Source organism: Spongiibacter pelagi, assembly GCF_014705705.1.
GTDB lineage: Bacteria > Pseudomonadota > Gammaproteobacteria > Pseudomonadales > Spongiibacteraceae > Spongiibacter > Spongiibacter pelagi.
On record NZ_JACXLD010000014.1, the window covers coordinates 1 to 12,882 of the forward strand.

Consider the following 12,882-nt stretch of genomic DNA (forward strand, 5'->3'; position numbering starts at 1 on the left):
TTTGTTTCAAGATCGCCAGTATCTGGCTGTCGCTGTATCGTGATGTTCGCATAGAAAACTCCTTTGTTTCAGTTTAATGGAATTTTCTACTAATAACCGTTACGTGTTTGCGGGGGGATTACACTTACCCTTGGGTATACCTAAATGGAGTAGAGCAGGCTCCATTGAAAAATAATGGGTATCTGGCATTCGAAATACAGCCAGGAAAGCATGAGTTGGTTGTTAAGGGCAAGTCGGCGGATCAATGGGATTTTGCTGATCAGAAAATATCTTTAATCGCTTCGCCTAATCAAGAATATTTTGTCAAAATAAATATTGGGAGTAGAGTTGGATTTTTGGGTGGAGAGCTTGCAGAAAGTGAAACTACTCCATCTCTGCAAGGCAGTATTTGGAAAGTGATCCTCGGCGCAGGTCTAGAACCAGTGGAAAACGAGATTGGCAGGCAAGAAATAAGCGATCTTAATCTTTCTAAGTAAAATAAAAATGTTGTTTTAAGAATGCAATATTGGAAACGATAAATTTTATATACCATGTATAGAAGGAAAAAAGCCCAGCTCATTTGGCAGTGAAACTGTAAAGGGAATTATTCTGATGATAATGGAGGTTGGTAGTGGAAATTGGTAAATGTAAAACGCTGTGTTTGCTTGGTTTTAGCTGTATTTTGGTTTCTTGCGCTATGAAGCCGTATGAGCCTAGTGCTTCAGGAGATAGGGCAACAATCGTATTTAATGGATCTGGTTTTCCAAACATACCTTTTATAAGAAAACGACTCACCGCTCAGTTCTTTAGTGGTTGCTATACTGAACATCCAAAGACAGATGCTTCAATTTTAGGAGAATTGAAAATTTCGGAGGAGGAGTTTTTAAATAAGGAGGTAACAATTCCTGCAGGAAAGTTTCTGCTGATGTCGTATGGTGTTTCCGAATCAGGATCATGTATGCTGAATGCAAGTTTTGTCCCAGAAAAAGGAGCCCAATATCAAGCTACTTATAAGCCGAGAATCGGGCGTTGTGAAGGAAAGATAACAAAGAGAAATGGTGATCCCATTCCTGATCTAAATTTTTATAAAATTACTGCCGTGGAGGCCGCTGTAGGCGCCTCTGATACTTGGAGGCACTGCAATAATTTTAATCGATATTTTGAACTAGAAAATATGAGCCAATAAAATCTCTTACAAAGAGATTCATAATGACATTGAAAAGTATGTAAGCATTTCCTAAACAAGCGGAATTTTCTAGGAGTGCAAAACCCAATCGCTCAGGACATCACGATGGATCGGACAATAAAATATTTAGCGGTACTATCGATATTTATTTCTATGATTGGCTGTACAACGAAGCCATATGTTCCCCCGCAGTCTGGGTTGACTGCCTCAATTTTCTTTGACCAAGTTAATCTTCCAACAATCCCATTTGTTCCAAAAGCCGTTAGTATCAAACTCTACGATGGGTGTTTTGAGGGTAACCCAAACACTCATAGTTCTTTTTTGGGTTGGATATCAATCAAAGAAGAAGAGTTGTCCACTAACCCATTGATAGTTCCAGCTGCTGAAAGGTTGTTGATTTCTTATGGGGCTCATAGTGGATCTTGCGACCTGAATTTTGGCTTTATTCCAGAGCAAGGAGCTGAATATAGCGCTTCTTTTAATTCAAGCTTTGGCGGGTGTACGGGAAAGATTACAAGAAAAAATGGAGAGCCAGTGCCCGGTATTACATTTCACAAACCAACTTCTTTCGAGGCGGCTGTTGGGGCAGCAGATGCTTGGAGACATTGCGACAATATAAATCGCTAGTTTAGCCCTCAATTCTCGGATCTATGAAAAAAGCCCAGCTCAACGAGCTGGGCTTTTTTGTAGTGGTACCGGAGGCCGGACTCGAACCGGCACGCTTTTAAGGGCATCGGATTTTGACGTTTATCTATCTGCTTTCGCAGTAGCCGGACTATATCATCACCCTTGGTAGGGGTTGGGCGCTGTTTCACCAAGTGACTAAGCTTGGCTACTTCCTGTTATTAAGCAATCTCGCAACTGCTCAGGTAGTCTCTGAACCTTCCGTCTCTGACGGCTTGGCTGCTGATTAGCGTGTCTCCGAAGAGAGGTAGCTTCCCAGCAATTCACCCAATTTTTCACCCATCATTACTGGTGGGGCGGACTCATTTTTTTTAAGACACTGGCTCTCGCTTATCCGACGTGTCTACCAATTTCACCACTCCGGCACATAACCTGTTTTCGAGCGCAGAATGCGTCGATGAAAATCATGTGCTTGGTTAAGGTACTGAGTATCTCAACCTGCTTCACGCTTTTGGTTAGAAATCGTGAAGCTATGTCAGACTATGACAACCTATGACAAGGTGAAATAGTCGTTCAAATTTTTTAAATCCTTTAAAATCAGTAGGTTGCGTGAATTTAAAAGCACATACTACCGCTTTTGAATCCCCTGTGTCTACCAATTTCACCACTCTGGCATGTGGAAGGCGCAGGATTATAAGCACGCGGCATCAAGTGGTCAACGATGTTTGTAAATTTATCTGTTGCCGTGGAGTCAGAGGGCGATTTCCGCTAACCTTGCGGCCTTTCATCAAGTACCCGGATATCCGTACTTTTCCATGCAGCGCCGCGATTTTTATTTTGAGCTCCCCGATGAGTTAATTGCCTATCAGCCTTGCCCCGAGCGGGATGCCAGTCGTTTGCTGGTAATGGGCGAGCAGGGCGGTGTGGAACACCGTCAGTTTCGTGAGATTCTGGATTTGCTGAATCCCGGAGATTTGCTGGTATTTAATAATACCCGAGTGATTCCGGCGCGTTTGTTTGCCGCTAAGGAAACTGGCGGTCGGGTTGAAATTCTGATTGAGCGCTGTGTTGATGATACTCACGCGCTGGCTCATGTACGTTCTAGTAAATCGCCAAAGCCGGGTAGTGCGTTGCAATTGGCAGCGGATGAACAGGGGGAGCCGGGCTCTGAATCGGTATTGGTAACCGGGCGGCAAGATGCTTTGTTTGAGCTGGAGTTTGCCAAGCCAATTCTTGAGGTGTTGGATGAGTGGGGGCATATGCCTTTGCCGCCGTATATTCAGCGTGAAGATGTAGCCGAGGACCGCGAGCGTTACCAAACGGTGTATGCCAGTCGTGCGGGTGCGGTAGCCGCGCCAACGGCGGGCCTGCACTTTACTGATGCCTTGATTGACGCACTGCGTGAGAAGGGTGTGCAAACCGCGTTTGTCACCTTGCATGTCGGTGCAGGTACGTTTCAGCCAGTGCGAGTCGATAATATTCTTGAGCACAAGATGCATGCGGAATATATCGAGGTGGATGAGTCGGTTTGTCAGCAGGTGCGAGATACCCGTGCCCGCGGTGGCCGGGTAATTGCGGTGGGAACCACCAGTGTGCGCAGTTTGGAGTCGGCCTCTCAGAGCGGTGAAATCGCGCCGTTTATGGGGGATAGTGAAATCTTTATCTATCCCGGTTATCGCTTCAAATCGGTGGATGGTTTGATTACCAATTTCCATTTGCCGGAGTCCACTTTGATGATGTTAATCAGTGCTTTTGCGGGTCGTGATCAGGTGATGGCGGCTTATGCTGAGGCGGTGGCGCAGCAATACCGATTTTTTAGTTACGGGGATGCCATGTTTATTTGCCCAGAAGCGAAATTGTCCCCGAGCGAGTTGTAAGAAGAGAGAAGTACAAATGACCGAATCCCGAATGACATTCAGCACTACGGCTGAGGATGGCTTTGCCCGCCGGGGCAGCCTGAAATTTCCGCGTGGCGAGGTGCAAACCCCGGCCTTTATGCCGGTGGGTACCTACGGTACGGTGAAGGGGATGCTGCCACGGGATATCGTTGAAATTGGCGCTGAAATTATTCTTGGCAACACATTTCATTTGATGCTGCGGCCCGGCACTGAGGTGGTGAAAGCTCACGGTGATTTGCATGATTTTATCGGCTGGCAAGGGCCGATTTTGACTGACTCGGGCGGCTTTCAGGTGTGGAGCTTAGGCAAGCTGCGCAAGATCAGCGAAGAGGGCGTGTCGTTTCAATCGCCGGTTGATGGCAGCAAGGTTTATCTCGACCCCGAGCGCTCTATGAAGGTTCAGCGCGATTTGGGTTCCGATATTGTGATGATCTTCGACGAGTGTACGCCGTACCCGGCAACCGAGGCTCAGGCGCGTGAATCTATGGAACTGTCGCTGCGCTGGGCTGCACGTAGCAAGCAGGCTCATCAGGGGAATGATGCGGCCTTGTTTGGCATTATTCAGGGCGGTATGTATCCCGATTTACGGCGGCGCTCGCTCTCTGGTTTAGCAGAAATTGGTTTCGATGGTTACGCCATCGGCGGCTTGTCTGTGGGCGAGCCCAAAGAAGAAATGTTACTGGTGCTTGATAGCCTTGCTGAGCATTTGCCCAAGGATAAGCCGCGCTATTTAATGGGGGTGGGTAAGCCTTCCGATATTCTGGAGGCGGTGCGTCGCGGTGTGGATATGTTTGACTGTGTTATGCCCACCCGCAATGCGCGTAATGGTCACCTGTTTACCTCAACCGGGGTAATTAAAATTCGTAACGCCCAACACAAAAACAGCGATCAACCGCTGGATGCCAATTGCGATTGTTATACCTGTAAGAATTTTTCCCGCGCCTATTTGCACCACCTCGATAAGTGCAAAGAAATTCTCGGTGCTCAGTTAAATACCATTCACAATCTGCGCTACTATCAAAACCATATGGCGGCGATTCGCAAGGCTATAGAGGAAGGGCGCTTGGATCAGTTTGCCGATGAGTTTTACGCCAGCCAGCAAGATGGCCGCGAACAGGCGCCTGATTAAAATGTACAAGTTGGTTTTCTTCGTTCCCACAAGCCATGTCGAACAGGTTAAATCAGCGGTTTTTGCGGCGGGTGCGGGGCAGCAAGGTAATTATGAACACTGCTGCTGGCAAACGCTGGGGCAGGGACAGTTTCGGCCCAACGCTGACGCCAATCCGTTTGTCGGCAAGGCAGGAACGCTAGAAACCGTTGACGAATATCGCGTTGAAACTCTGTGCGATTCAGCGCAGCTCAAGGCGGTTGTGGCTGCCCTGAAAGCGGCCCATCCTTACGAAGAACCCGCATTTGATATTACGGCCCTCGTCGATGTGGGCAATATTGGAGACTAAAATAATATGCTCTACGAATTGGAAGATCGTCAGGTCAAGGTAGAAGGCAGCGGCCATTTTGTGGCGGAGAATGCCACGGTGATTGGCTCGGTTGTGCTGGAGTCTCATAGCAGTGTTTGGTTTAACGCCGTACTGCGTGGCGATACTGAAGAAATTCGCATTGGCGAGCGCACCAATATTCAGGACGGCTCCATTCTGCATACCGACCACGGCTTTCCGATGGTGTTAGGCAAAGATGTCACCGTGGGGCATAAGGTGATGTTACACGGTTGCACCGTGGGTGATGGCAGTCTGATCGGTATTAACGCGGTAGTGCTTAACGGCGCCAAAATCGGCAAGGGCTGTTTGGTGGGCGCCAATGCGCTGGTTACTGAGGGAATGGAGATTCCCGATGGTGCGTTGGTGATGGGCGCGCCTGCGAAAATCAAGCGTATGTTGACTGAGGAAGAACAGCAGGGCTTGTTATTGTCTGCCGAGCACTATGTGCAAAACGCCCAGCGTTTCAGTAGCAGTTTGCGGCGACAGCGGGGCGTTGATTTTGAGCTCTAAGTCCGCCGTAGAAAAGCCGGTCGCTTCGCCTTGTATTTCAGTGTGCGTGCTGGATGAGCAGGATATTTGCACCGGCTGTTTTCGCAATGTGCAGGAAATTACCGAGTGGTCTGTGCTGAGTAATGAAGCGCGCCGCGAGGTGGTACAGTTGGCCAATTCGCGGCGTAAAGATTATTTCAATCTTTAAGAGAGCTTAGGCTGCTGCTTCTTGCCCGCCGTGGCCTTCACCGCCTGAATCAGATTGCCCTTCATTTCCATAATTTCAAAACGATAGCGGTCAATTTTGACGCTAACATTGGCTTCCGGGAAGGATTCTAATTTCTCAAGCAGCAAGCCATTCAGCGTTTTAGGGCCGTCGGTAGGCAGCTTCCATTTCAGGGTTTTATTGATGTCACGGATGGTGGTGGTGCCATCAATCACATAGCTGCCATCGGGTTGATGGGTAATGTCTTCGGTGTCGGTACTCAGGTTTGAGGTGAACTCGCCGACAATTTCTTCCAGCAAATCTTCTAGGGTGACAATACCCTGCATCACACCGTATTCGTCTACTACGATGCCTAAGCGGCGCTTCGCTTTCTGAAAGTTCAACAACTGAGTATTCAGCGGTGTGCCTTCGGGAACAAAGTAGGGCGGGCGAATGGCTTTCATCAGTGCATCGCGTTGTACCCGGCCGTGCTCGTCTACGCTGCTGATAATATCGCGCTGGTGCAATACACCAACGATATTGTCGATATCTTTCTGATAAACCGGAATACGGGTGAACTCCGCGATCCGCAGGCGTTCGATAATGTCGGCGGTATCGGCATCAATATCAATACCAAACACTTCATTGCGCGGCAGCATAATGTCCTCAACCGTGATGTGCTCTAGGTCGAGGATGTTCATCAACATGCCTTGGTGGGCTTTGGGAATAAAGTGACCCGCTTCACCCACAATGGTGCGCAGTTCTTCTAGGCCGATTTGCTCGCTGCCGTCGTTTTTCTCAATGCCGCTAATGCGCAAAAATAAATGGGTAACGTGACTGATGACCCAAATTACCGGGAACATGAGTTTTTTCAGGGGCAGCAAAACGTGGCTTACGGTGTAGGCGATGCCTTCAGATTTATAAGCGGCAACGGTTTTGGGAATGATCTCGGCAAAGATCAAAAATACCAGTGTCAGTAAAATAGAGGCGGGGACAACCGCATTATCGCCGTAGAGGCGAATGGCAAGAACTGTGGCAATGGCAGCGGCGAGGTTGTTGACCAGATTATTGCCGATCAGAATGGTGCTGATCAGGCTGTCTGGTTCCTCAAGCAGTTTTGCTGCGCGGCGGGCACCAGCATGGCCAGTTTTGGCGCGGTGACGCAAACGGTAGCGGTTCAGGGACATCATGCCGGTTTCGGAACCGGAGAAAAAACCTGACATTAGAATGAGTACAGCCAATAAACCGAAAAGAAAACCCAGCGGTGCCTCGTTCAAAAAGCCTTTGTCTCCCTAGAATTCCGCAGGCGCTATCTTGAAGAAAAAACAGCCTCGGTACAAGTGCCGAAATAGCAGTGATTTGTTACTTGTTCGATCGGTGATCAGTGAATAATCAGTTGCAGCGCCACCTTGGTGCCGAGAAAACCCAGTAGCAAAAAGGAAAATGCGATCAGGGTCCAGCGGATGGCAATGCGGCCTCGCCAGCCGAGTTGAGAACGGCCCCAAAGCAAAACGCCCAGCACCAGCCAAGCGAGGATTGAAAATACGGTTTTGTGGGCCAAGTGTTGCGCCAGCATATCGTCTACATACAAAGCGCCGCTGACGATGGCTAGGGTAAGGAAAGTCATGCTCACCCACAGCACTTCAAACAACATGCTTTCCATGGTTTGCAGCGGCGGCAAAATGCGGGGCAGGCCGCGCAGTTGGTGATCGCGCAACATGCGGTCTTGATGAGCCAGCACGATGGCCTGTATAGCTGCTAGGGTTAAGCCACTATAGGCCAGAATAGAAAACACAATATGGCTAAATACACCTAGCGGATAGTAGGCGGGGTTGCCTTTGCTTGGTGCAATCATTTCAACGCCCACGGCTAATGCTGCTAGCGGGAATAGAATGAGCATTAGGCTGTAAACCGGGCGCCAGTGGCTGGCAGCCAGAGTTAACAAGCAGATAAGGGCGTTGGTCAGCGAGAGCGTGTGCTCGATGCCCAAAATAATGCCGCCGTCTTCAAATATGACATCTTGCAGGGTCAGTCCGTGGCAGATAATTGCCACGAGGGCGATTAGTTTAATAGCGCGCGATGGTATTTCGTGGGCAAACAGGCGTTGCGCCATCAGTGCTGTGGCGCTGAGGTACAGTACAATTGCGAGCAGACTGAAAATAAAATCCATGCTGATTTATTTAATTCTTGGTCCTGAACGTGTTTACAGGTGGCTTGGCATTGGGTGTCACAATCGAGTCGGGTATACTGCCGCCTCGCTGAATGCTGGCTATCTGAAAACAGGTCGTCAAACAGTTAAAGAGAATCATTTTAAGCGGCTGAGCCGGGAACTGTCGACAAGGCCTGCTCGCTGAATAGAAAAAATTGAGAAGAGATCATGTTTGAGAGCTTAACGGAACGCTTATCCCAGACCCTTCGCCATGTTACCGGTCAGGCTAAATTGACCGATGACAATATTAAAGAAGCGATGCGCGAAGTGCGGATGGCGTTGCTAGAGGCCGATGTGGCCCTGCCTGTGGTAAAGGACTTTGTCGATGCGGTGCGCAATCGCGCGGTGGGGCAAGAAGTCAGCCGCAGCCTGAGCCCCGGTCAGCAATTCGTCAAAATTGTCCAGCAAGAGCTGGAACATATTATGGGCGACAAGAATGAAGACTTGAATCTGGCAACCCAGCCACCTGCGGTGGTGTTGATGGCGGGTTTGCAGGGCGCGGGTAAAACCACTTCGGTGGGTAAACTTGCCAAATACCTAAAAGAAAAGAAAAAGAAAAAAGTACTGGTGGTCAGTGCCGATGTTTATCGTCCGGCGGCGATTAAACAGTTGGAAACCTTGGCGAACGATGTGGGTGTTGGTTTTTTTCCCAGCTCCACGGAACAGAAGCCAGTGGATATTGCCAATGCGGCTATCGCAGAAGCCAAGCTGCGTTTTTACGACGTGCTGATTGTCGATACCGCCGGTCGCTTGCATATAGACGAAGGCATGATGGCGGAGATTCAGGAGCTGCATGCTTCGATCAAGCCGATAGAAACACTGTTTGTGGTTGATGCCATGACCGGTCAGGATGCGGCCAATACCGCCAAGGCCTTTGGTGATGCGCTGCCATTAACCGGCGTGATTTTGACCAAATCCGATGCCGATAGCCGAGGTGGTGCGGCGCTTTCTGTGCGCCATATTACTGGCAAGCCAATCAAGTTCATGGGGGTGGGTGAAAAAACCGACGCCCTCGATCCTTTCCACCCGGATCGTATTGCCTCCCGTATTTTGGGTATGGGCGATATTCTCTCGCTGATTGATGAGGCCGAGTCCAAACTCGACAAGCAAAAAGCCGAGAAGCTGGCCAAGAAAATCAAAAAGGGCAAGAAGTTCGATCTGGAAGACCTGCGCGACCAGCTTCAGCAAATGCAGAATATGGGCGGTATTACCGGTATGCTGGACAAGCTGCCGGGCATGGGCAATATGTCGCAGATGGCGCAAAGCCAGCTCGATACCAAGCAGTTCACTCGCATGGAAGCGCTGATTAACTCCATGACGCCGGCCGAGCGTCGCAATCCGGATATCCTTAATGGCTCTCGCAAAAAGCGGATTACGGCGGGCTCGGGTACGGATATTCAAGATTTAAACCGCCTGATCAAGCAGCATAAAATGATGGCCAAGATGATGAAAAAGATGTCCTCCAAGGGCGGAATGGCCAATATGATGCGCGGCATGGGTGGCATGATGCCCCCCGGCGGAGGTCGTTTCCCCGGTATGTAGTGGCTAGCCACTGGCCAGAGTCACAAAATCTGGGTGCTTAATACAAAAAAATATTTCAAATTCAGGTGCTTTCCCTTATAATCTCGCGCCTTTAACGCCCCCCTATGGGTGCGTGAAACTCATTTTAATCCGGCCCGCACTTGTTTGTAGGCCTTAAAAACCAGGAAAGTTTGAAGAATGGTTACAATTCGTTTGGCTCGTGGTGGTTCTAAAAAGCGTCCTTTTTACCACCTGACTGTAAGTGACAGCCGCACTGCCCGTAACGGCCGTTTCATCGAGCGCGTGGGTTTCTTCAACCCAATCGCCCGTGGTAACGAAGAGCGTCTGCGTGTTGATACTGCCCGTGTTGAGCATTGGGTTGCTCAAGGCGCCGCCGTTTCTGATCGCGTTGCCAAGCTGTTGAAAGAAAACGCTGCTGCTGCCTAAGTCTGGCAGTTAACGCAGTGAGTGCCCCGCAAAAAAGAGTCGTGATTGCTAAAATCACGACCGTTTATGGGGTGAAGGGCTGGGTAAAAGTCCATTCTTTTACTGAGCCCATGAGTAATTTTTTAAATTACTCCGGTGCTGAAGCCGCCTTGCAATTTGGCAAGGGAAATGCGTGGAAGCCCATTGTTCTGGACGAAGTTCGCCTGCACGGCAAAGGCATTGTTGCCCATATTGCCGGTGTTGATGACCGCGAAATTGCCAGAACCTATTGCGGCCTGGATCTGAGTATTGATCAGGACGAATTGCCCGCGCTGGACGGTGATGAATATTACTGGCATCAGTTGCAGGGGCTTGAGGTTTACAGTGTGTTCGGCGGTGCTGAACAACTGTTGGGTAAGGTAGATCACCTGATCGAAACCGGCGCCAACGATGTGCTGGTGGTAAAGCCAAGTAAAGGCAGTATCGATCAGCGTGAACGGCTCTTGCCTTATGTGCCTGAAACTTTTGTGCTCAGTATTGACGAAGCAGCAGGGCGAATGGAAGTTGATTGGGATCCGGAATTTTAGGTTCGGGCTCGGTCAGAGTTGAAAACAGGCGGAGACAGACGCCAGTGAGCGGTCGCAAATGAAACTTTCGATCATCACCCTGTTTCCCGAAATGTTTTCGGCAATCAGTGATTACGGCGTAAGCGGCCGGGCGATGCAGAAAGGCTTGTTAAGTCTGGACTGCATTAATCCTAGAACGTTTACCGAAGATCGTCATCAAACGGTAGATGATCGCCCCTATGGTGGCGGCCCCGGTATGGTGATGATGGCAGAGCCTTTAGATAAGGCAATTGCCGAAGCCCGCCGACAAGTCGGTGAGGAAGCCAAAGTCGTTTATATGTCGCCACAGGGGCGGCAGCTAGATCAAGCCGGTTTGCTTGAGCTGGCGCAAAGACCAGCCATGATTGTTTTGGCTGGCCGCTATGAAGGGGTTGATGAACGCCTGATTGCGAGCCAAGTCGATGAAGAATGGTCGATTGGCGATTATGTCATCAGTGGCGGCGAATTGGCGGCCATGGTGATGATAGATGGTCTGGCGAGATTGATTCCCGGTGTATTGGGACACGCTCAGTCAGCCGAACAGGATTCATTTGCGGAAGGTCTACTGGACTGCCCGCATTACACCCGCCCTGAGGTTTATCAGGGGCAGGCAGTACCTGAGGTGCTGCTGAGTGGAAATCACGGAGCTATTGAACGCTGGCGTAAACAGCAAGCTCTGGGACGAACATGGTTGCGGCGGCCGGAATTATTGACCGATCGGACGCTCAGCCAGGAAGAGAAGCAGTTGTTGGATGAATTTGTGCAAGCGCATAAGCAAACCAGCGGCAATTAAAATTAACTACCGACTAGCTGTGAAGCTACAAACCAACCAGGAGTTCGCCATGAGCACCAACAAAATTATCGCCGAGCTGGAAGCTGAACAAGCTGGCAAAACCCTGCCCGAATTCGGCCCAGGTGACACCGTTGTCGTTCAGGTACGTGTAAAAGAAGGTAACCGTGAGCGTCTCCAGGCTTACGAAGGTGTGGTAATCGGCAAACGTAACCGTGGCCTGAACTCTGCTTTCACCGTGCGTAAAATTTCTCACGGTGTTGGCGTAGAGCGTACTTTCCAAGCCTACAGCCCACTGATCGACAGCATTGAAGTTAAGCGTCGTGGTGATGTTCGCCAAGCAAAACTGTACTACTTGCGCGATCGCAGCGGCCGTTCTGCACGTATCAAAGAGAAGCTCAGCAACAAAGGCTAAGTTTGGCTTTTATTGCAAGGTTTCGGAAAAGGCAGCCCTATGGCTGCCTTTTCTTTTTTGGGCGGTTTATTATTACCGGGTGTTATGCATAAGCGTCTTCCCCCGCGAGTTTATTTCCCTTCATGGCCCAGCAACCCAGCGCTAAAGATATCCCCATTGTCGACCGCTATATCGATGCGCTGTGGGCAGAAAAAGGCCTGAGTGACAACAGCCTGCAATCCTATCGCCGAGATCTCAGCTTTTGGTCAGCGTGGCTGGAGAACAAGGATAAATGTCTGCTGACGGCAGGGCAGGCTGAGCTTTTGGAGTATTTAAGCCAGCAGCGCCGCAGCGGACGCTCGGTTCATAGCAGTGCGCGCTTATTGTCCAGCTTGCGTGGATTTTATCGCTATCAAGTTAGAGAAGGGCGTTTAGACGCCGATCCCACCGCGCAAGTGGATTCTCCCAAGTTGGGTCGCCCCTTGCCAAAAAGTTTGAGTGAGGCGGATGTTGAAGCTCTGCTGTTAGCGCCCGATGTTTCCATCGCCCTAGAGCTTAGAGATCGCGCCATGCTAGAGCTGCTCTATGCAGCGGGTTTACGTATTACCGAATTGGTGACCCTGCGCTTTTCGCAATTGGGCTTGAGTCAGGGCGTGGTACAAGTGGTGGGTAAGGGCGGCAAAGAGCGCTTGGTGCCGATGGGTGAAGAGGCGCTGTTCTGGATTCAGGAATATATCCGCAAAGGCCGGGCGGAGCTGATTCAGGCGGCCCAGTCCGATGTGGTATTTCCCAGTCGTCGCGGTCAGCAAATGACGCGGCAAACCTTTTGGCATCGGATTAAACACTACGCAGTTCGGGCGGGTATTCGCGCCCATCTTTCTCCACATACCTTGCGTCACGCCTTTGCCACCCATTTAGTTAATCACGGTGCCGACTTGCGGGTTGTACAGTTATTGCTCGGTCATAGCGACCTCAGTACGACGCAAATTTATACCCATGTTGCTAGGGAGCGGATGAAGCAGTTGCATTCCGCTCATCACCCACGGGCATGATGTACCGC

The 12,882-nt window shown here is 50.0% G+C and carries 16 protein-coding genes; 14 read left to right on the plus strand and 2 right to left on the minus strand.

What is annotated here, in order from left to right; genetic code table 11:
* The first annotated feature begins 107 nt into the window (after positions 1-107).
* From IB286_RS14270 to IB286_RS14305, 8 genes are all read left to right on the plus strand, one after another.
* Complete coding sequence (locus tag IB286_RS14270; RefSeq protein ID WP_398285272.1) at positions 108-476, plus strand: DUF2846 domain-containing protein; 369 nt, start codon at positions 108-110, stop codon at positions 474-476.
* A gap of 134 nt (positions 477-610) precedes the next feature.
* On the plus strand, positions 611-1,165 hold the full coding sequence (locus tag IB286_RS14275; RefSeq protein WP_190766687.1) for a hypothetical protein: 555 nt from the start codon (positions 611-613) through the stop codon (positions 1,163-1,165).
* A 105-nt stretch (positions 1,166-1,270) separates the two neighbouring features.
* Entirely contained in the window at positions 1,271-1,792 is a 522-nt protein-coding gene (locus tag IB286_RS14280; protein WP_190766689.1) for a hypothetical protein, read from the plus strand.
* Between the two features lie 812 nt (positions 1,793-2,604).
* On the plus strand, positions 2,605-3,666 hold the full coding sequence (gene queA / locus IB286_RS14285; protein ID WP_190766691.1) for a tRNA preQ1(34) S-adenosylmethionine ribosyltransferase-isomerase QueA: 1,062 nt from the start codon (positions 2,605-2,607) through the stop codon (positions 3,664-3,666).
* 31 nt (positions 3,667-3,697) lie between these two features.
* Positions 3,698-4,816, plus strand: coding sequence for a tRNA guanosine(34) transglycosylase Tgt (gene tgt, locus IB286_RS14290; protein WP_190766745.1), 1,119 nt, complete (start codon positions 3,698-3,700; stop codon positions 4,814-4,816).
* A 1-nt stretch (position 4,817) separates the two neighbouring features.
* Positions 4,818-5,144, plus strand: coding sequence for an NGG1p interacting factor NIF3 (locus IB286_RS14295; protein ID WP_190766693.1), 327 nt, complete (start codon positions 4,818-4,820; stop codon positions 5,142-5,144).
* 6 nt (positions 5,145-5,150) lie between these two features.
* Positions 5,151-5,693, plus strand: coding sequence for a gamma carbonic anhydrase family protein (locus tag IB286_RS14300; protein WP_190766695.1), 543 nt, complete (start codon positions 5,151-5,153; stop codon positions 5,691-5,693).
* Positions 5,683-5,880: a DUF1289 domain-containing protein gene (locus tag IB286_RS14305; RefSeq protein WP_190766697.1), complete on the plus strand. Its 198-nt coding sequence runs from the start codon at positions 5,683-5,685 to the stop codon at positions 5,878-5,880. Before IB286_RS14300 ends, IB286_RS14305 begins: the two co-directional genes overlap by 11 nt.
* Here the strand turns inward: IB286_RS14305 and IB286_RS14310 are convergent.
* Both IB286_RS14310 and IB286_RS14315 read right to left on the minus strand, forming a co-directional pair.
* Positions 5,877-7,154, minus strand: coding sequence for an HlyC/CorC family transporter (locus IB286_RS14310; RefSeq protein WP_190766699.1), 1,278 nt, complete (start codon positions 7,152-7,154; stop codon positions 5,877-5,879). The two genes, IB286_RS14305 and IB286_RS14310, sit on opposite strands and share 4 nt — an antisense overlap.
* A 104-nt stretch (positions 7,155-7,258) precedes the next feature.
* Positions 7,259-8,047, minus strand: a complete 789-nt coding sequence (locus IB286_RS14315; RefSeq protein WP_190766708.1) for a cytochrome C assembly family protein — start codon at positions 8,045-8,047, stop codon at positions 7,259-7,261.
* 207 nt (positions 8,048-8,254) lie between these two features.
* Between IB286_RS14315 and ffh the strand changes: the two genes are divergently transcribed.
* From ffh to xerD, 6 genes are all read left to right on the plus strand, one after another.
* Positions 8,255-9,628 carry a signal recognition particle protein gene (gene ffh, locus IB286_RS14320; RefSeq protein ID WP_190766710.1) on the plus strand — a complete coding sequence of 458 codons (1,374 nt, stop codon included), beginning with the start codon at positions 8,255-8,257 and terminating at the stop codon, positions 9,626-9,628.
* A gap of 177 nt (positions 9,629-9,805) precedes the next feature.
* Positions 9,806-10,054, plus strand: a complete 249-nt coding sequence (gene rpsP / locus IB286_RS14325; RefSeq protein WP_190766712.1) for a 30S ribosomal protein S16 — start codon at positions 9,806-9,808, stop codon at positions 10,052-10,054.
* Between the two features lie 41 nt (positions 10,055-10,095).
* Positions 10,096-10,620 (plus strand): ribosome maturation factor RimM, encoded by a 525-nt coding sequence (rimM, locus tag IB286_RS14330; RefSeq protein ID WP_317889772.1) that lies wholly within the window; start codon positions 10,096-10,098, stop codon positions 10,618-10,620.
* A 58-nt stretch (positions 10,621-10,678) separates the two neighbouring features.
* Complete coding sequence (gene trmD / locus IB286_RS14335; RefSeq protein WP_190766714.1) at positions 10,679-11,431, plus strand: tRNA (guanosine(37)-N1)-methyltransferase TrmD; 753 nt, start codon at positions 10,679-10,681, stop codon at positions 11,429-11,431.
* A 49-nt stretch (positions 11,432-11,480) separates the two neighbouring features.
* Positions 11,481-11,843: a 50S ribosomal protein L19 gene (gene rplS, locus IB286_RS14340; RefSeq protein WP_190766717.1), complete on the plus strand. Its 363-nt coding sequence runs from the start codon at positions 11,481-11,483 to the stop codon at positions 11,841-11,843.
* Between the two features lie 122 nt (positions 11,844-11,965).
* Positions 11,966-12,874, plus strand: coding sequence for a site-specific tyrosine recombinase XerD (gene xerD / locus IB286_RS14345; protein WP_190766719.1), 909 nt, complete (start codon positions 11,966-11,968; stop codon positions 12,872-12,874).
* The last annotated feature ends 8 nt before the right edge of the window (positions 12,875-12,882 follow it).